Annotated in this window: 13 protein-coding genes and 1 pseudogene; 6 read left to right on the top strand and 8 right to left on the bottom strand. The window is 65.7% G+C overall.

Going from position 1 to position 19,387, the window contains the following annotated elements; genetic code table 11:
- Together IVA82_RS40555 and IVA82_RS40560 are read right to left on the bottom strand one after the other, a co-directional pair.
- Window positions 1–333: pseudogene (locus IVA82_RS40555) on the bottom strand (group II intron reverse transcriptase/maturase); the annotation flags it as partial.
- A gap of 691 nt (window positions 334–1,024) precedes the next feature.
- Window positions 1,025–3,358, bottom strand: coding sequence for a Tex family protein (locus IVA82_RS40560; RefSeq protein WP_247387129.1), 2,334 nt, complete (start codon window positions 3,356–3,358; stop codon window positions 1,025–1,027).
- Window positions 3,359–3,759: 401 nt separating this feature from the next.
- Between IVA82_RS40560 and IVA82_RS40565 the strand changes: the two genes are divergently transcribed.
- The gene (locus IVA82_RS40565) at window positions 3,760–4,872 is read left to right on the top strand and encodes a ring-opening amidohydrolase (RefSeq protein ID WP_247387130.1); all 1,113 of its coding nucleotides are present in this window, start codon (window positions 3,760–3,762) and stop codon (window positions 4,870–4,872) included.
- A 132-nt stretch (window positions 4,873–5,004) separates the two neighbouring features.
- Complete coding sequence (locus IVA82_RS40570) at window positions 5,005–6,474, top strand: amidase (RefSeq protein WP_247387131.1); 1,470 nt, start codon at window positions 5,005–5,007, stop codon at window positions 6,472–6,474.
- A 190-nt stretch (window positions 6,475–6,664) separates the two neighbouring features.
- On the opposite strand, the gene IVA82_RS40575 is transcribed toward IVA82_RS40570, so the two are convergent.
- Window positions 6,665–6,982, bottom strand: a complete 318-nt coding sequence (locus IVA82_RS40575; protein ID WP_247387132.1) for a hypothetical protein — start codon at window positions 6,980–6,982, stop codon at window positions 6,665–6,667.
- A gap of 148 nt (window positions 6,983–7,130) precedes the next feature.
- Here IVA82_RS40575 and IVA82_RS40580 point away from each other — a divergent pair, with 148 nt between their 5' ends.
- Window positions 7,131–8,039: a hotdog domain-containing protein gene (locus IVA82_RS40580; protein ID WP_247387133.1), complete on the top strand. Its 909-nt coding sequence runs from the start codon at window positions 7,131–7,133 to the stop codon at window positions 8,037–8,039.
- 68 nt (window positions 8,040–8,107) lie between these two features.
- Window positions 8,108–8,473 carry a hypothetical protein gene (locus IVA82_RS40585; protein WP_187436127.1) on the top strand — a complete coding sequence of 122 codons (366 nt, stop codon included), beginning with the start codon at window positions 8,108–8,110 and terminating at the stop codon, window positions 8,471–8,473.
- Window positions 8,474–8,487: 14 nt separating this feature from the next.
- On the opposite strand, the gene poxB is transcribed toward IVA82_RS40585, so the two are convergent.
- The 3 genes from poxB to IVA82_RS40600 form a co-directional block, all read right to left on the bottom strand.
- Window positions 8,488–10,224 carry a ubiquinone-dependent pyruvate dehydrogenase gene (gene poxB / locus IVA82_RS40590; RefSeq protein WP_247387134.1) on the bottom strand — a complete coding sequence of 579 codons (1,737 nt, stop codon included), beginning with the start codon at window positions 10,222–10,224 and terminating at the stop codon, window positions 8,488–8,490.
- Between the two features lie 108 nt (window positions 10,225–10,332).
- Window positions 10,333–10,965, bottom strand: coding sequence for a 2-dehydro-3-deoxy-6-phosphogalactonate aldolase (locus IVA82_RS40595; RefSeq protein ID WP_247387135.1), 633 nt, complete (start codon window positions 10,963–10,965; stop codon window positions 10,333–10,335).
- Between the two features lie 13 nt (window positions 10,966–10,978).
- The gene (locus IVA82_RS40600; RefSeq protein WP_247387136.1) at window positions 10,979–11,893 is read right to left on the bottom strand and encodes a 2-dehydro-3-deoxygalactonokinase; all 915 of its coding nucleotides are present in this window, start codon (window positions 11,891–11,893) and stop codon (window positions 10,979–10,981) included.
- A gap of 211 nt (window positions 11,894–12,104) precedes the next feature.
- On the opposite strand from IVA82_RS40600, the gene IVA82_RS40605 reads away from it, so the two are divergent.
- Window positions 12,105–13,202: an LLM class flavin-dependent oxidoreductase gene (locus IVA82_RS40605; protein ID WP_247387137.1), complete on the top strand. Its 1,098-nt coding sequence runs from the start codon at window positions 12,105–12,107 to the stop codon at window positions 13,200–13,202.
- A 57-nt stretch (window positions 13,203–13,259) separates the two neighbouring features.
- Window positions 13,260–13,814 carry a flavin reductase family protein gene (locus IVA82_RS40610; RefSeq protein WP_247387138.1) on the top strand — a complete coding sequence of 185 codons (555 nt, stop codon included), beginning with the start codon at window positions 13,260–13,262 and terminating at the stop codon, window positions 13,812–13,814.
- A gap of 202 nt (window positions 13,815–14,016) precedes the next feature.
- On the opposite strand, the gene IVA82_RS40615 is transcribed toward IVA82_RS40610, so the two are convergent.
- Both IVA82_RS40615 and IVA82_RS40620 read right to left on the bottom strand, forming a co-directional pair.
- Window positions 14,017–15,873, bottom strand: coding sequence for a sigma-54-dependent Fis family transcriptional regulator (locus IVA82_RS40615; protein WP_247493869.1), 1,857 nt, complete (start codon window positions 15,871–15,873; stop codon window positions 14,017–14,019).
- 104 nt (window positions 15,874–15,977) lie between these two features.
- Window positions 15,978–19,283, bottom strand: a complete 3,306-nt coding sequence (locus IVA82_RS40620) for a carboxyl transferase domain-containing protein (protein WP_247493870.1) — start codon at window positions 19,281–19,283, stop codon at window positions 15,978–15,980.
- Between the last annotated feature and the right edge of the window lie 104 nt (window positions 19,284–19,387).

Genomic DNA, 19,387 nt, shown 5'->3' on the forward strand with positions numbered 1-19,387 from the left:
CACAGCCGTTGCCCGCTGCACGATCTTGTCCTCGAGGGCCGCGATCGCCAGCGGGCGCTGCCGTCCGTCCGGCTTTGGGATGTAGACCCGCCGCGACGGCTGCGGCCGGTACGCTCCCCGGTGGACACGGGCATGCAGATCCTCAAGGTTGGCCTTGAGATCTTGCTCATAGTCCCGCCACGTCACCCCGTCCGTGCCCGGCGCGGCATGCTTCTTCAACGCGAAGAACTCCGCCTCGAGCAGGTCGGGATCGATGTGGTGAAGCAGCGCGGTGAACCTCTCCTTCTTCCTTTCCCTTGCAGTTCGTCGTATGCGCTCCAGCGCCTGTGTCACGCTTGTCCGGCTCGGCGTCCGGGACGTGCTTTGCTGGTCCGCATTCCCCTTGGTCGCGGCCCTTCGCTCCACCAGCTCCTTTCGCAGATCGCTCTGCCTCGTTCGCCGGCTTCGCCGCTACTATGGCCGCGTCCGACTTCCCGCGTTCGTTCGTCATCGGCTTCGGCTCCTCGCCTTCCCGATGCGGACCGAAGGCGCATGCCGCCTGCGGTCGAATGCGGGACCTCCCAGGTTCCGGCGCGGTCCCTTACTGCGTGATGGGGTCTTCGACCACGGCAGAGCGTCAGCCCCTCGCATAACGGGACCGCACATGTTGCCTTCGACGTTGCTTACCGCCTCGGCCTCTGCGAGTTTCTGTCTTTCGCGGCTCAATAGCCACCCCACAGCATCGTTGTGTACGCTTCGCTGCCGCCGTCGCCGACGACACCGCAACACTCACTACCGGGCGCCCGCTACGGCTTACCCGGACCGGACTTCCACCGGTTGGACCGCGCCAGCTTGCCTGGCGCACAAGCAATCCAGTCTGTCCCGGCGAAGGCAGTCTGGATTGTTTCGCTGCGCTCGCAATGACGAGTGGATAGAGCTCTCGGTACGTCGAGCAGCTCAACTCGCGGGGGCTCCCCTCACCCGGAATTCGCGCTGCGCGCCGATTCCGACCTCTTCCCGCTGAAGAGCGGGAGAGGTTGAGACATCACGCGCGCTTGCCGCCGTTCTTCTCGGCTGCGCGACGCAGGGCTTCGGCGAGTGCGCCGCCGCCCGAGGGCTCCTGCTTGCGCGGCGCCGACGATGTCATGCGGGCGGTGTTGCGCGAATTGTCGCGCTGCATGCCGGGCGCATCCTTCTTCTCGCCGACCTCGTCGTCGAGCCGCAGCGTCAGCGAGATGCGCTTGCGTGCGACCTCGAAGTCCAGCACCTTCACCTTGACGATGTCGCCGGGCTTCACCACCTCGCGCGGGTCCTTGATGAAGGTCTTCGACATCGCCGAGATGTGGACGAGCCCGTCCTGGTGCACGCCGATGTCGACAAAGGCGCCGAAGGCGGCGACGTTGGTCACCGTACCCTCCAGGATCATGCCCTTCTTGAGATGCTTGATCTCCTCAACGCCTTCCTTGAACACTGCGGCCTTGAATGCGGGGCGCGGGTCGCGGCCGGGCTTTTCCAATTCGCGCAGGATGTCGGTGACGGTCGGCAGACCGAAGGTTTCGTCGACATAGTCTTTCGGCTTCAGCGTGCGCACGATCTCGCTGTTGCCGATCAGTGCCTTGATATCGCTCTTGGTGGCGCTGAGAATCCGCCGCACCACCGGATAGGTTTCCGGATGCACGCCGGAGGCATCGAGCGGATCCTCGCCCCCGAGAATGCGCAAGAAGCCCGCGCACTGCTCGAACGCCTTCGGCCCGAGCCGCGGCACGTCTTTCAGTGCCTTTCGTGACTTGAACGGGCCGTTGGCGTCGCGATGCTGCACGATGCTCTGCGCGAGCCCGGAGCCTACACCTGAGACCCGTGCGAGCAGCGGCGCGGAGGCGGTGTTGACGTCGACGCCAACCGCGTTCACGCAGTCTTCGACCACGGCATCGAGCGAGCGCGCGAGCTTGGCCTCACCGAGATCGTGCTGATACTGGCCGACGCCGATCGCCTTGGGCTCGATCTTGACGAGCTCGGCGAGCGGATCCTGGAGACGCCGGGCAATCGAGACCGCACCACGCAGGGTGACGTCCAGCTCGGGCAATTCCTGCGACGCAAAGGCGGAGGCCGAATAGACCGACGCGCCGGCTTCCGACACCACGATCTTGGTCATCTTCAGGTCGGGCAGGCCCTTGACGAGGTCGGCCGCGAGCTTGTCGGTTTCGCGCGAGGCGGTGCCGTTGCCGATCGCGATCAGCTCGACGCCATGCTTCAGCGCCAGCTTGCCAAGGACCGCAAGCGCCTCGTTCCACTGCCGCTGCGGCTCGTGCGGATAGATCACGGCAGTGTCGACCACCTTGCCGGTTGCATCGATCACCGCGACCTTGACGCCGGTGCGGAAGCCGGGATCGAGGCCCATCGTGACGCGGGTGCCGGCGGGCGCGGCAAGCAAGAGGTCGCGCAGGTTCGAAGCGAACACGCGCACGGCCTCGGTCTCAGCCGCAGTCCACAGCCGCATGCGCAGATCGATGTTGAGATGCACCTGAATCTTCGTGCGCCAGGCCCAGCGCACGGTGTCAATCATCCAGCGGTCGCCGGGCCGCTTGAGATCGGCGATGCCGAACCGTTTCATGATCTTCAGCTCATAGGCGCCCGGCACGCCGGCGGGCGGCGCTTCGGCCTCGGCCTGGATCTGGAGGTCGAGGATCTCTTCTTTTTCTCCGCGGAACATCGCGAGGATGCGATGCGAGGGCAGCTTGGTCAGCGGCTCGGAGAAATCAAAATAGTCGGCGAATTTTTCGCCCTCGGTCTTCTTGCCCTGGCGCACGGTGGATGCCATGCGCGCATTTGTCCACATCTCCTCGCGCAAAGCGCCAATCAGGTCGGCATCCTCATCGAAACGCTCGACCAGGATGGCGCGGGCACCGTCGAGTGCGGCGGCGGCATCCGCGACGCCCTTCTCGGCGTTGACGAAGGCTTCGGCCACGAGTTTCGGATCGTTGCCCGGCTCCGCCATCAGCTGGTTGGCAAGCGGCTCGAGGCCGGCTTCCCTCGCGATCTCCGCCTTGGTGCGGCGCTTCGGCTTGAACGGCAGATAGATGTCTTCCAAGCGCGCCTTGCTGTCGGCGGCGAGAATGGTGGCTTCCAGCGCCGCATCGAGCTTGCCCTGTTCGCGGACCGATTCGAGGATGGTCTTGCGGCGGTCTTCGAGCTCGCGCAGGTAAACCAGACGCTCCTCCAGGTTGCGCAATTGCGTGTCGTCGAGCGCACCGGTCGCTTCCTTGCGGTAGCGGGCGATGAAGGGAACCGTGGCGCCGCCGTCGAGCAGCGTCACCGCCGCCTCGACTTGCTCCGGGCGAACCCCAAGCTCCTGCGCAATTTTCAGGTTGATATTCGCCACGCGAGAACCCCTCTATCCAAGCACGCAACGCGGAAACCGAAACCGGGCCGCGGGACGCCGCTTATGGACCAACCAAGGTTGATTCATCAAGGTGCGGCGCGCAACCGTCGACAGAGGTTTTTTTGCGGGCGCGATGCGATCTCGCCACAATCGTGCGGGTGCGGCGAAGACGGCGCACATACTCCGTTGTCGTCCTGACGAAGGCCAGGACCCATACCGCGGGATCCATCGATTGCTGTCGATATCAGTACCGGACGAGTCTTCGCCAAACCACTCCCTGGGGCAATGGGTCCTAGCCTTCGCCAGGACGACGTCGGGAATAGCCGCTTGTGGCTTGACAGTCGCCCCCATTCAACGGCTGGTTTGTCCGCCGGGCCCCTGAACCCCACACGAGGACTATAATGCGGACGACATCGGTCGGCGTCATCAGGATCGCCACCAAGGGCCCCGGCGACGTGTCCGGCCTCGTGAGCGTGATCGACTCCGGCGCGATCGATCCGGCATCGATCCTGGCGATCCTCGGCAAAACCGAGGGCAATGGCGGCGTCAATGATTTCACCCGGGAATACGCCGTTGCCGCGCTGTGCACGGCGCTGGCGCCTCATCTCGGCCTGACGCCGCACGAAGTCGAACAGCGCATCGCCTTCGTGATGTCCGGCGGCACCGAGGGTGTGCTCAGCCCGCACATCACCGTATTCACGCGCCGGGAAGTCGGCGAACAGCCGGCAGGCATCTCCGGCAAACGCCTGAGCATCGGCATGGCGCACACGAGGAATTTCCTCCCCGAGGAGCTCGGCCGTTCCGCTCAGATCGCGGAGACGGCCAAGGCGGTGAAGACCGCGATGGAGGATGCCGGGATCGCCGATCCCGCCGACGTCCATTTCGTGCAGATCAAGTGCCCGCTGCTGACCAGCGACCGTGTCGAAGCCGCAAGCGCGCGTGGCAACAAGACGGCGACGACCAGCGCCTACGGCTCGATGGCGTATTCGCGCGGCGCCTCCGCGCTCGGGGTTGCGGTCGCGCTTGGCGAGATCGCATCCGATATCGGCGACGGGGACGTGCTGCGGCGCTACGATTTGTTCTCGAAGGTCGCTTCCACCTCGGCCGGCATCGAGCTGATGCACAATGTCGTCATCGTGCTCGGCAATTCGGCGTCATCGGTGAGCGAATTCGAGATCGGGCACGCCGTGATGAGCGACGCCATCGACTCCGCCGCGGTGATCGCAGCGCTGAACAGCGTCGGACTCGGGATCGCGCCGCAGGCAACCGCGGGGCGCGAGTTCGTCAATATCTTCGCCAAGGCGGAGGCCTCGCCGAACGGCAGCGTGCGCGGCTTGCGCCACACCATGCTGGAAGACACCGACATCAGCTCGACACGCCACGCCCGCGCCGCGGTCGGCGGCCTGATCGCCGGCCTCGCAGGCACCAGTGCGGTCTACGTCTCCGGTGGCGCCGAGCATCAGGGGCCGGCCGGCGGCGGGCCAGTCGCGGCGATTGCAAAGCTCTCGAATTGATGCGTGCGCGTGCAATGCGGGCTTGCCAACGACCCCTCCATCCGGTGCAACCCTGCCCTTCGCGCCGGCTCAGTTGATTAAAATGTTCCTGTGCGAAACTAAGATGGCGGCGCACGAAGAGGTTTGGACCGCATGACTTTGCCGATGAGCTGGAACGAATGGGCGCAGCACGATGGCGTGGGGCTGGCGGCGCGCGTCCGCAAGGGCGAGCTCACGGCGAAGGACTTGGCGCGCCAGGCCGCTGCCGGCGTCGCCAAAGTCAATCCGGCGCTGTCCGGCGTGGTCGAGCTGTTCGAGGACGTGATCGCCGACCCGGCCAAGGACGGCGCCAATCTTGCCGGTGTGTTCGCCGGCCTGCCCTTCCTGATGAAGGATTTGGGGCCGACCATGAAAGGCCGGCTTCAGGAGATGGGCTCGCTGCTGATGCGCGGCAATCGCGCTGCCGCCGACACGTTCCTGACCGGAAAGTTTCGTCAGGCCGGGCTGAACTTGATCGGGCGAACCACGACCCCAGAGTTCGGCGTGTGCAGCTCGGCCGACAATCCCGCCATCTATGTCACGCGCAATCCCTGGGACACCGACTATACCACCTGCGGCTCGTCGGCGGGGAGCGCCGCAATGGTCGCGGCCGGCGTGGTGCCGATCGCGCATGCAACCGACGGCGGCGGCTCGATCCGCATTCCCGCCGGCGTCAACGGCAATATCGGGCTGAAGGTCTCGCGCGGCGTGTTCTCGCTCGCCCCGCACATGTCGGACCTCACCGGCCTCGTCTCGATCCAGGGCTGCCAATCGCGCTCCGTGCGCGACACCGCGGCCTTTGTCGACCACGCCCGCGGCCCCGCTCCCGGCGAGTTCATGCCGTTCTGGACCACGGCGCAGCCCTACGGCGAGATGATCAAGCGCGATCCCGGCAAGCTCCGGATTGCGCTGTCGCACACCTGGGGCGACTACACCGCGACGCCGCACATCGCCGCCGAGCTGGCGAAGGCCGGCCGTTTCCTCGAAGGCCTTGGTCATCACGTCGACTATGCCCTGCCCGAGCTCGACTTCCGCGCCGCATTCGAGGCGCAGACCACCTGCTACATCAGCAACTTTGCCGTGGTGATCTCCAACATGCTGGCCGCGCGCGGGCTGGAGCGGCCGCCGGAAGATCTGGTCGAGCCCGTCAACATCCGGATCTGGGAAGCAGGCCGGCACACAAGCTTTGCCGAGCGCGCGAAGATGCAAGGCGTGTTCAACACGACGTCGCGCAGCTTCGGCGCGTTCTTCGAGCAGTGGGACGTGATCCTGACGCCGATCACCGCGTTGCCGACGCCGAAGGTCGGCACGAAAGAGTATCTCACCATCTCCGACAATCCCGACGTGCTCGACTGGTTCGGCAATCTCTGGCGCAATTTTGCCTTCACGCCGCTCGCCAATCTCTGCGGCATGCCCGCGATCTCGATGCCGATGGCGACCCACGAGCACGGCCTGCCGCTCGGCATCCAGGCCATCGCCAAGCAGGCCAGTGATGGCCTGCTGCTGCAACTCGCCGCGCAAATCGAGCGCGCCCTTGACGGCAAGTGGAACGACGGCAAGAAGCCGAAGGTGCATGTGAGCTGACACAGGGCTGTTCACCCTTCAGGACCGGCATCCTGCAGCCCATCCTTCGAGACGCCCGCTGTTGCCGGGCTCCTCAGGATGAGGTCTTGTTTCGCGGCGAAATCTCAGACCCTCATGGTGAGGAGCGCCGCCTTACGGCGCGTCTCGAACCACAAAGCCAAGCCGGTTCGCAACCTCTACAGCGCCAGCCTCAATTCTTCACCGTCGGAATTTCCTCCGTCGGCTGCTGCCGTCCCTGCTGATACATCGCGAGCGCCTTGTCGAGCGCTTCGCGCAGCGCCAGCGCCGCGGCCACGCTACAGCGCAGATGCGCGGTCTGGACCACGTCGACCCTGACGGCGGCGCCGACCGGCATCAGCAGGTTCGCGGCGAGCTCGATCTGGATCGCACCGTTGTGATGGCCGAAGCAGGAAGCGCCGTCGAAATAGACGATGGGCGCCCGCTCCGCGCTGGAGCTCGAAATGGTGACGGGACCCTGGCTGGTGGCGGGCGTCTCGGGATCGGCCATGGGCACTCCTTACGGGTAGTGGACAAACAGAGAGCCCACCATCGTTGCTTCGCCCGGCTCTGTCGAGGCCAAACCGCCCTGGCGGACCAGGCTTAGACGGCGCATGCGAGGTTTTGCGTGGCGCTCGGCACTGGTCTAGAACGTCACCATGTCCACCTCTCCGATCACGCTCCCGTTCGAGGAACTCGCCGAGGCCATCCAGGGCCGCCGCTCTGATTACGGCCATATCAGCGGTCTCCAGCTTGACCGGTTCGCGCCGGGCGAGGCCTGGTCGAGCCTTCCCTACCGGCCCGTGTTCGTCGGCGACACCGAGACCGGCGTGCTGCATGGCGGCGTCGTCACGGCGATGCTGGACGAGAGCTGCGGCATGGCGGTGCAGCTCGCGCTCGACGGCACAAGCGCGATCGCGACGCTGGATCTGCGCATCGACTACCAGAAGCCGGCGACCCCGGGCCTCGACATCAAGGCGCATTCAGTCTGCTACCGCACCACCCGCTCGATAGCGTTCGTGCGCTCCACCGCCTATCAGGAATCCGAGGGCGATCCGGTCGCGACCGCGACCGCTTGCTTCATGATCGGCGCCAATCGCACCAACATGCTGGCGGACCGCAGGATGGATTCGCGCAGCGTCCCGACGCTGGAGGCGCCTGAAGATCCGAACGGCGCGTTCGCGAGCAGCCCGTTCGCGCGCTGGCTCGGCATTCGCATCAACGACGACGGCACGCTGACGATGCCGTTCTCGCCAAAGATCATCGGCAATCCAATCCTGCCCGCCATCCATGGCGGCATGACCGGAGCCTTCCTCGAGACCACCGCGATCGTCGGCGTGACGCGCGAGCTCGGGATCGCCGCACTACCCAAACCGATCGGACTCACTGTCAACTATTTGCGTTCCGGCCGCGCGCTGGACAGCTTTGCCAATGTCTCGATCGTCAAGCAGGGCCGGCGCATCGTCGCCTTCGAGGCGCGGGCCTGGCAGGACGATGCGAATAGGCCGATCGCCTCCGCCTTCGGTCATTTCATGCTGCGCCCGACGCCCGGAAGCGACGAGGAATAGGCGTATTTTACTTGACGGACGGGGTTTGCGGCCACAACGATAGTGCGTTTCCTGCGAGAGGAATTGGGTTGCGGCATCCGCTCGACATCGTCGCCATGTTCGCCGCCATCTGGCTGTTGGCAGCGATGATGCTCGACGCGCTGACGCCGAAGGAGCTGACGACGGTCATGATCGGCATCGCGATCGGGCCAGCCATCGTCATCACCGCCGTGTTCTATTATTTGCGCTGCCCGCGCTTGGATTTCGCGGTGATGTTCGCCGCGCTTTGGCTGATCTCCGACATCGCGATTGCCTTCATCTCGCCGAAGCAACTGCCGCATTTCCTGATCGCGCTGGGCTTCGTCCCGGCGCTGCTGATCGGCATCGTGCTGCACTGGCAACGCTTCCAGCGCCGCGACGAGCAGCTGCCTCAACCCTCGGCCAAGCGCAGCTAGCGCATGATCGCGCTTTAGCGCGGCAGCAGATTCGTCTTGGCGAGGTCAACGACCTCGTCGCCGCGGCCGTTCATCACGGCGCGCAGGACCCAAAGACTGAAACCCTTGATCTGCTCGGGCGTGATCGTCGGCGGCATCGACAGCTCCTGCTTGGCGGTGACGACGTCGAGCAGTGCCGGCCCGTTGTGGGCCAGCATCTCCTGCATCGCGCCGGGGAGCTCACCGGGATCCTCGACGCGCCTGGCGAAGATGCCCATCGCGCGCGCCATCGCCGCGAAATCCGGATTCTGAAGATCGACGTTGGTGTCGACGAAGCCGGACGCCTTCATTTCCAGCGCAACGAAGCCGAGCACGCCATTGTTGAAGACGACGACCTTCACCGGCAGCTTCATCTGCGTCAGCGTGATCAGATCGCCCATCAGCATGGTGAAGCCGCCGTCGCCCGATAGGGAGATCACCTGGCGGCCGGGCTGCGAGGCCTGCGCGCCGATCGCCTGCGGCATGGCGTTGGCCATCGAGCCGTGCACGAACGAGCCGATCAGCCGGCGGCGGCCGTTCATGTCGAGATAGCGCGCGGCCCACACCGTCGGCGTGCCGACATCGGCGGTGAACACAGCATCGTCGGAGGCCTGGTCGCTGATGACCCTCGCGAGATATTGCGGATGGATCGGCTTGGCTCCCGGTGTGCCCTTGGCCAGCGAGTCGAGGCCCTCGCGCGCCTTTTTGTAATGCGCGATCGCATCGTCGAGATGCTTGCGCTGCGTCTTGCTCTTGAGGAGCGGCAGCAGGGCCTCGATGGTCAGCTTGACATCGCCGACGACGCCGAGATCGATCTTGCCGCGCCGGCCAAGATTTTCCGGACGGATGTCGATCTGCGCGACCTGGCAGTCGGTCGGAAAGAACTGCTTATAGGGAAAATCGGTGCCGAGCATCACCAGGACGTCGCAGGCGTGCATGGCGGCATAGCCGGAGGAGAAGCCGATGAAACCGGTCATGCCGACATCATAGGGATTCTCGTATTCGACATGCTCCTTGCCGCCGAGCGCATGCACGATCGGGCTCTTCAAGGCTTCCGCAAGCTGCATCAGCGGTGCATGCGCCCCGGCACAGCCGCGGCCGCAGAACAGGGTGACGCGCCCGGCGCCGTTCAACAGGTCTGCGAGCGCCTTCAGCTCGTCCTCCGCCGGCACGACTTTCGGCGCCGACAATGTGAGCCCTCGCGTCGTGGACAGCGCACGCTTCGGCGGCGCGCGGAAGGCGACATCGCCGGGCATGGCGACGACGGCGACGCCACGCATGCCCACTGCAGCGCGGATGGCGTTTTCGAGCACGTAAGGAAGCTGGCTCGGGTCCGAGATCAGCTCGCAGTAATGGCTGCATTCCCGGAACAGGTTTTGCGGATGGGTTTCCTGGAAATAGCCGCTGCCGATCTCGGCGGTGGGAATCTGGGCGGCGATCGCCAGCACGGGAACCCGGCTGCGATGCGCGTCGAACAGGCCGTTGATCAGATGCAGATTGCCCGGGCCGCAAGAGCCAGCGCAGACCGCAAGGCTACCCGTCATCTCCGCTTCACCGGCTGCGGCAAAGGCTGCAACCTCCTCGTGGCGAACATGCACCCATTCAATCGTGCCACGGCGCCGCAACGCTTCGGTCAAAGCATTCAGGCTGTCGCCGACAATGCCGTAGATCCGCTTGACGCCGGCCTGTTCGAGCGTTGCCACGAACAGATCGGCCACGTTGTTGATCGCCATGTCGGTCTCCTGCTGTCCCCACCCACATTTTACGATGCTGAAACATCAACATCGCGACAATATGAGGGACAACAGACCAGGCATGATCACGGCTTGTTTATTGCCGGCTCAGTCTTTCGCAATCGCCCGATCGTAAGCGGCGATCGTCGCCCTGGCGCGGGCCGCGACATCGGCGGCCGTCATGCCAGGCTTGTAGAGGCTGCTGCCGAGCCCGAACGCCGTCACGCCGCCGTTGATGTATTCCGAAAAATTCTGATCGGAGACGCCACCGACGGCGGCGATCATCACGCCGGCCGGAAGCACGGCGCGAATCGCGGCGATGCCGGATGCGCCGAGCACGCTGGCGGGAAAGAATTTCAGGCTCGACGCCCCCGACCGCGCCGCGAGCAGCGCCTCGGTCGGCGAGAACACGCCGGGCATTGTCACCATGGCGTGTTGATGCGCCCGCGCCAGCACCTCGGTGTCGACATTCGGCGAGACCATGAGCTTACCGCCGACATCGTGAAGCCGATCGACATCCTGCGCCGTCAGCACCGTTCCGGCACCGATCAGGACGTCGGCCGGCGCTTGCTTCGCGGCGGTCGCGATGGAACGAAATGGATCCGGCGAGTTCAGGGGAATCTCGATCGCGGTCATGCCGGCCTCGATGAGCACGCCGACGATGGCCTCGGTTTCCTCGGGCTTCACGCCGCGCAGGATCGCGACCAGCGGCCGCTTCATCGGCGGAAAGGGAACGCTCATGTCAAAATTCCTTCTATCTTGTCCAGATCGCGGCAGCCGCCATCGACAGGCCGCGGCGGACGGCCTCGTCGGCCTCGAGTGGTGCGACCGGCACCGACAGCGCGTCAAAGGCCAGCCGATACAGCATCGCCAGCCGCCCCGACGCGATGAGTGTGATGCCCGCTTTCGGCACAGTGCGGGAGAGGCCTGCCGCCAGCTCGATGCCGATCAGCGTGCCCGAAACCGTCTCGCGCGCCGCGGCCGGGGTGCCGCCGAACAGGAGCTGCCGCGACCGCGCGCGAAACAGCAGGTTGGCCGCGTAAGCCGGCGCTTCGAACGCGGCGATCACGGCCACCTTGAAGCTCGCAACGTCCTCGGCCTCGTCGGCACCGGCCACCGCAAGCGACAAGATCGTCTCGCGCGAAACCACGCTAAAGAGCTCGCCGGTCATGAAGGTCGAAAATTGTTCGACGGTGCCGTTGTTCACACGCACCCATTTCGAATGCGTGCCGGGCATGCAGACCAGCGCCTCGCCTCGGGCATCGAGGCCGAGCGCGCCGAGCAATTGGGTCTCCTCGCCGCGCATCACATCCGGCGTATTGGGATCCCGCTGCGCGATGCCCGGCAGGATGCGGATGTCGCATGCCTCGTCCGGCACGCGCGCGGCCTGCTGCAGGATGGCAGAGAGCGGCGCCGGCGTGTCGACATAGCCGGCCTCGACCCAGCCGGTGCGGGCACCGGCCATGCCGCAAACGAGAACGGGCAGATGATCCGGCGCCTCGACCGCAGCGAGATGCGATTGCAGCACGGCGGCGAAGCCCGCCTTGGCCGCAGCCAGCATACCCTCGCCGCTGCGGCGTTCGGCCAGGACGTCGCCGGCGCCATCGATCAGCCACAGCCGAAAACTGCTGGTGCCCCAGTCCACCGCGACATAGGCGGGTTCAGTCATATCGCTTCTCGTCTCACCAACGGGACGCCGTCTCGCGACAATGAGACGACCGCCCGCAAATCTGCCCCGAGATATCGGCTATTGCCGGCTCAAACCAGCCTTTTCTCGCATCTTCGCGGCATCCGCGCGCTGGCACACCGCTTGCTCAAGTCTCCTCGCTCACGTCCGTGAACCGCGCAGCAAGACGCGACAACATCAGATGAGGAAACCGATGGAGATTGGCTATTTCACGATGCCTTCGCACCCGCCGGAGTGCGGCCTGAAGGAAGGGAACGACTGGGACCTGCAAGTCATGCGCTGGCTCGACGAGCTCGGCTATCAGGAGGCCTGGGTCGGCGAGCACCACACGGCGCCCTGGGAACCCAATCCCGCGCCGGACCTGCTGATCGCCCAGGCGCTGATGCAGACCAAGAAGCTGAGGATCGGGCCCGGCGGCTTCCTGCTGCCCTATCACCATCCGGCCGAGCTCGCCAACCGTGTCGCCATGCTCGACCATCTGTCCGAGGGGCGGCTCAATTTCGGCGTCGCGGCGTCGGGCCTGCCGAGCGACTGGGCGATGTTCAACGTCGACGGCATGAGCGGGCAGAACCGCGACATGACTCGCGAGGCGCTGGAGATCATCCTGAAGCTTTGGTCCGATCCTGCGCCCTTCACCTATAAGGGCAAGTACTGGACGGTGACCAAGCCGGACACGATGTTCGACTTCCTCAAGCCCCACATCAAGCCGTTGCAGGCGCCGCATCCGCCGATCGGGGTTGCCGGGCTGTCGAAGAACTCGGACACGCTGAAGCTTGCCGGCGAGCGCGGCTTCATCCCGATGAGCCTCAACCTCAACCCGGCCTATGTCGGCAGCCATTGGGACTCGGTCGAGATCGGCGCCGCGAAGACCGGACGCAAGCCGAACCGCCAGGACTGGCGGCTGGTGCGCGAGGTGTTCGTCGCCGACACCGACGAGGAGGCCTGGAAGCTCTCCACCGGCGATATGATGGGCCGGATGATGCACGAATACTTCCTGCCGCTGCTCGGCCATTTCGGCTTCAAGGACTATCTGAAGCACGCGCCCGACGTGCCCGACAGCGACGTCACCGTCGAATATTGCGCCAAGCGGAACTGGATCGTCGGCTCGCCCGCCACCGTCGCCGAGAAGATCGAGAAGATCTACGACGAGGTCGGCGGCTTCGGCGTGCTCCTGGTGTTCGGCTTCGACTACAAGCACAAGGCGGAAGCCTGGCACCACTCGCTCTCGCTGCTCAAGAACGAGGTGATGCCGCGGCTGTTGCATCTCGGCTCCGCGAAGAAGGCGGCTTGACCGCAAGCGGGTGCGGCGCGACCGTGCCGCACTCGCTTCATTTTCGGAGGCTCAGGCGTGAGCATCGATGCAAAGGATTTCAAGCAGGCGATGCGCCAATGCGCCGGCGCCGTCGCGCTGGTGACGGTAGGGGCCGAGCACGGCACCCGCACCGGGCTGACGGTGACCTCGGCCTGCTCACTGTCGGACAATCCGCCCTCGCTGATCGTTTGCGTCAACCGCAACGCCAGTGCGCACGTGCGCATCCGCGAGGAAGGCGCCTTTGCAATCAACTTCCTGCACGAGGATCACGCGCTGCTGGCATTGACCTTCAGCGGCCAAAAGGGCGTCAACGGCGACGACCGTTTTGCCTTCGGCCAGTGGACGCGCGGCGCAACCGGCGCGCCGGTTCTGACGGATGCGGTCGCGGCGTTCGACTGCCTACTGGCACAGGAATTCGAGACCAGGACGCATTCGATCTTCGTCGGCGAGGTGAGCGGCGTGTCGCACGCGACGGAAGCCACCCCGCTCGTCTATCTCCGCAGCAGTTTCCACACCCCGCGCGAGATGCGCGGCACCGTAACCGTCGGCGATCTCGACTCGCGGCATCTGAGCTGGAGCGATTTTTCGTGAGGAGGCAGATGACTCTTTCCTTCTCCCCTTGTGGGAGAAGGTGGCGCGCGTAGCGCGCCGGATGAGGGGTGTCTCCACGCACACAACGGGTGAGAGGAATCGCGGAGAGAGGCCCCTCACCCGTCTCGCTGCTGCGGCGATCCACCCTCTCCCACAAGGGGAGAGGGAAAGAAAGAGCGCCGCTGACAAGAGCAGTTGAATGCTACTGTGCAGTCGCGATCTTCAGCGTCTTGATCTTCCGATACAGCGTCGCGCGGCTGAGCTTCAGCGCTCGCGCCGCCTCAGTCACCCGGCCGCCATGCTTGCGCAGTGCTTCCGTGATCGTCGCGCGTTCCGCTGCCGCGAGGTCCGGCTCCGCCCTTCCACCGAACGGCGGCAGATCGAGATCGGCATCGGTGATGATGCCATTCTCCGCCGTGCAGCCGGCGAGCCGCAGCAAGTGGCGGAGCTGGCGCATGTTGCCGGGATACGGATAGGTCGAGAGCAGCGACCAGGCTTCCTGCGAGAGCCGGCAAAACGGCGCCTCCTCGCTCGCGATCTGGCGGATGACGTCGTCCCGATCGGCGCGTTCGCGCAGTGCCGGCAGTCGCACTTCCAAGCCGCGCAGGCGAAAATAAAGGTCCGCGCGGAAGGCGCCCTCCTCCGCCATGTGACCGAGATCGCGATGGGTGGCGCTGATCAGGCGGATGTCAACCGGCATCGGCTTGAGCGCGCCGAGCGGCCAGACCTCGCGGTTCTCCAGCACGCGAAGCAGACGGGTCTGGAGCGCGATCGGCATGTCGCCGATCTCGTCCAGGAACAGCGTGCCGCCATCGGCCTGCACGATCAGGCCTTTCGAGCCGTCGCGCCGCGCGCCGGTGAAGGCGCCGGCCTCGTAGCCGAACAGTTCGGCGTCGATCAGGCTTTCCGGCATCGCCGCGCAGTTCAGCGCGACGTAGTTGTTGCGCGCGCGGTTGCTGGCCGCGTGAATGGCACGCGCGAAGACGTCCTTGCCGACCCCGGTCTCGCCATGCAGCAGCACCGGCAGATTGTGATCGCCGATGCTTCTGAGCCGCTTCACGCTTCTGATCAGGCCGGGATCGCGGCCGGCGAGCCGGTGCAGGGCGTCGAAGCGGTCGATCGGGGCCTCGCGGCGGGACGCAACCGGACGCGCGGACGACCTGGCGCGCAACGGGGGCGCGATATGGCCCTGGCCCAACGAGCTGCCATCAGCGCGGCGCAGCTCGACCGGATCGTCGGTGCCATGTGCTGCCTGATCGAATTTGATGTAACGCGACAGATCGATGCCTGATGCGATCAGTCCGTCGGTGAGGCCCAGCAGCGCACGCGCCGACCGGCAAGCGCCAACGATGCGGCGGTCATCATCATAGGCGAGCAGGCCGCTGTCCCCCGGCACGGTCGCGATCCAGGCATTACGGAAATGGCCGCGGAAGATCGCGCCCTCGATCCGCCGCGTCGCTTCGATGGCCACGGCCAGCGCGAGCTGGTGCGCGGTGCGGCTGAGGTCATCGCGGCAGGACGTGATGTTGACGGCACCGGCGAGGCGACCAGCTTCATCGAACAGCGGCGTCACCGCGCAGGAGAACATGCTCCATTGCGCGCGGAAATGTTCGTCGCGATGCACCAGGATCGGCTTCTGCTCAGCCAGCGCCGTGCCGAGCCCATTGGTGCCTTCGAAGGCCTCGGAGAAGTTCGAGCCGGTGTAGACCTTCCAGCGCATGAAGATTTCGGTATCGGCGGCGCCGGGCAGCCGGCTCCAAAGCATTGTGGCGCTGGGGTCGGCGAGATTGACGCAATAGCCGGCATCGCGCAGCACGCGGGCGAGATCCTCCAGTTCCGGCGTTGCCTGCCGGATCAGTTGCTCCATCGGCTCAGCGACGTGCCGGACCTCCGCTTCGGTCAGCGTCTGCGGCGGACCCTGACGGGCGGGATCCAGCTTGTGGCTGATCAGGCAGCGCCGCCAGGAACTGGCGATCCGCGAGGAGGAATCGACGTCGGCCACATGACTGGCGACGGACAAGACCCGGGCGACATGGTTCGAGGCCGAAAGGCTGACCATCGCGGACGTCTCCACCCTGTATTGTACAAAGTCTGGCACCACAGGCAGGGATGTCAATTGGGAACCGGGAACGGGCACAGCGCAATCAAATTGCTGCACCGCCCTCACCACGTATCGATGCAGGGCCGCTTCTTCGTCGTCCTCGCAGGCGGTTTGGGCACCGAACGCAGGCCCGCCATGATCCAGCGCCGCGTCTCCGCAGGGTCGATGACGTTGTCGATCTCGAACACGGACGCGATCGAGACCGCCTTACCGTTGGCATAGAGCTCGGCGACCTTGTTGCGGTAGTAGGTCTCGCGCTCGGCTGGATCGGCGATCGCCTCCATTTCCTTACGGAAGCCGAGGCGGACGTATCCTTCGAGACCCATGCCGCCGAACTCGCCGGTCGGCCAGGCCGCGGTGAAGAAGGAGGCATGGAAGCCGCCGCCGATCATCGACTGCGCGCCGAGCCCATAGCCCTTGCGCAGCACGATGCCGAACAGCGGCACGGTGAGGCTCGCACCGGTGACGAACATGCGGGAGACGTGGCGCACGATCGCGGTCTTCTCGGCTTCGGGCCCGACCATGAACCCGGGCGTGTCGCAGAGCGAGATGATGGGGAGATCGAAGGCGTCGCAGAGCTGGAGGAAGCGCGCGGCCTTGTCGCCGGCATCGGCGTCGATCGCGCCGCCAAGATGGCGCGGATTGTTGGCGATCAGGCCGAACGGCTTGCCTTCGATGCGGATCAGCGCGGTGACCATCCCGACGCCGTAGTCGCGGCGCAGCTCCAGCACGGAATCGTTGTCCGCAACGAGATCGATCACGCTGCGGATGTCGTAGACCCGCAGGCGGTTCTCCGGAATCGCGCGGCGCAGCAGGCGCTGGTCGGCAGCCTGCCACTGTGTCACCGCGCCCTGGAAATAGGACAGGTACTTCTGCGCGACCCGCGTCGCCTCCCCCTCGTCCTCGACAAGGATGTCGATGACGCCATTCGGGGACTGGAACGAGACCGGGCCGACCTCGGCCGGGTGATAGACGCCGAGGCCGCCGCCCTCGATCATGGCAGGGCCGCCCATGCCGATCGAGGCGTTCCTGGTGGCAATGATGACGTCGCAGCAGCCGAGCATCGCGGCGTTGCCGGCAAAGCAATAGCCGGAGACGATTCCGATCACAGGCACAAGGCCGGAGAGCCTTGCGAACTGCACGAAAGATGGGCCATCGAGACCGGTCATGCCGAGCCGGTCGGTGTCGCCGGGCCGGCCGCCGCCGCCCTCCGCGTAAAACACCAGCGGCACGCGCCAGTCTTCCGCAAGGGTCAGCATGCGGTCGATCTTCTTGTGGTTCATGTGGCCCTGCGTGCCCGCGAGCACCGTGTAGTCATAGGCCACGACGATGCAGCGGCCGGCTTCCGCACCGAACTGTTCGGCGTTGACGGTGGCGACGCCCATGATGAGGCCGTCCGCGGGCGTGTTTTTGACGAGATCGTCGAGCTTGCGGCGGCGGCGCTGCGCCGCGATCGCGAGGCTGCCATATTCCATGAACGAGTTTTCGTCTACGAGCTGGGCGACGTTCTCGCGCGCGGTGCGCTGGTTGGTGTTGCGGCGACGCTCGACCGAGGCGGGCCGGTTCGCATCGAGCGTGTTGGCCTGGCGCGCGATCAGCTCGGCGAGATCGGGGCGGATGTGATCGAGGTCCACATCGGCTTCCGCCGTCGACGCATCGGCCGCAACGTCGAGCGGCTCGATATACATGACCGCCTCACCATGCATCAACGTGACACCGTCGCCGGCAAGAAGCTTCATGACGCGGCCGCCCTGCTCGGCCATGACCAGATGTTCCATCTTCATGGACTCGATCACGGCAAGCTGCTGGCCCGGGCGCACGATCTCGCCTTCCTTCACCTGAATGACGACGATGGTTCCTTGCAGAGGTGCAGCGACCATCACTGCGCCTTCAGGCACTCGTCGGTCGAGGTGCGCTTCGGTCCCCGGACCGCCGCTTCGCTCTGTCGCAGCAAAGTAGAGCGGCTTGGCCGCGCCATCGGCCGCCTCCACGAGCCTCGCGATATTGCGATCGATGAAGTCGGTCGCGATGCGGTTGGCCACGAAATCCGGATGCGCCAGCACCGCCTGGAGAAAGGCGATGTTGGCGACGACGCCGTCGATCCGGAATTCACGCAAGGCACGCGAAGCCTTGGCGACCACATCGTGCCAGGCATCGCCCGGCGTATGCACGATGACCTTGGCGAGCAGCGAGTCGAAGGCAGCGCTGGTCTTGTAGCCGGCATAGCCGAAACTATCGACCCGGACGCCGGGCCCCGACGGCGGCTCGAACACGGCGAGCACGCCGCCGGTCGGATGGGTCGCGCCAGTCTCGTCCAGCGTCTCCATGTTGACGCGGAGCTGCATCGCATAGCCGCGCGGCTTTGGAATTGCGCTTTGCGCCAGACAGAGCGAGGCCAGCGAAGCGCCTGCAGCGACCGCGAGCTGGGCGCGGACGAGGTCGAGGCCAAGCACTTCCTCGGTGACTGTGTGCTCGACCTGGAGCCGCGGATTGGCCTCGATGAAGGCAAAGCTGTCATCCGCGCTGCCATCGACCAGGAATTCGAACGTGCCGAGATTGTCGTAGGACGCCGCCGCCGCAAGCTGCTTCGCCGCCTCGATGATGCGGCCGCGCAGGGGCTCACTCAGCGAGGGGCTCGGCGCGACCTCGATCAGTTTCTGGTGCCGGCGCTGGATGGTGCACTCACGCTCCCAGAGATGGCTGATCGCGCCATGGCGGTCGCCGATGATCTGCACCTCGATGTGGCGCGCCTGCCGGATCAGGCGCTCGGCGTAGACACCGTCGAAGCCGAATGCCGCCCTGGCCTCGGACTGGCAGCGCGCATAGGCTTCCGCAAGATCGGGGGCGTTCTCGACCACGCGCATGCCGCGGCCGCCGCCGCCGGCCATTGCCTTGATCACGATTGCTGCGTTGCCGCCGAGTGAAGCGAAGAAGGCTGTGATCTCGTCCAGCGTCGATGGGCCGCTCGTGCCGGCGACAATCGGCACACCGCAGCGCTTGGCAAGCTGGCGCGCCGCGACCTTGTCGCCGAACAGCTCCAGCGCGGCCGCCTTCGGCCCGACGAAGGCAAGACCTTCGGCTGTGCAGGCCTTTGCGAAGGTGGCGTTCTCGCTGAGGAAGCCGTATCCGGGATGCACGGCATCGCAGCCGGCGCCCTTCGCCGCGGTCACCACGGCCTCGATATCGAGATACGCGCGGGCACCGCGGCCGGGGATTTCGACCGCCTCGTCGGCAATGCGCACGTGCAGCGACAGCGCATCGTCGGCGGGATGGATCGAAACCGTCGCGATGCCGGCATCGGCCGCCGCGCGCGCGATGCGGATGGCGATCTCGCCCCGATTGGCGATCAGGAGTTTCTTGAACGACATGCAGTGGTCTCCATGCCTGCAAGCAAGCGCGACGGCAGGTTCTGTCATCCTGCTTCTTCACTTTGGCCGCAGCCGTCAAGAGAGAGGAAGCCGGTCGCCACGGC

Origin of the sequence: Bradyrhizobium sp. 142, from assembly GCF_023074015.1 — a bacterium.
Taxonomy (GTDB): domain Bacteria; phylum Pseudomonadota; class Alphaproteobacteria; order Rhizobiales; family Xanthobacteraceae; genus Bradyrhizobium.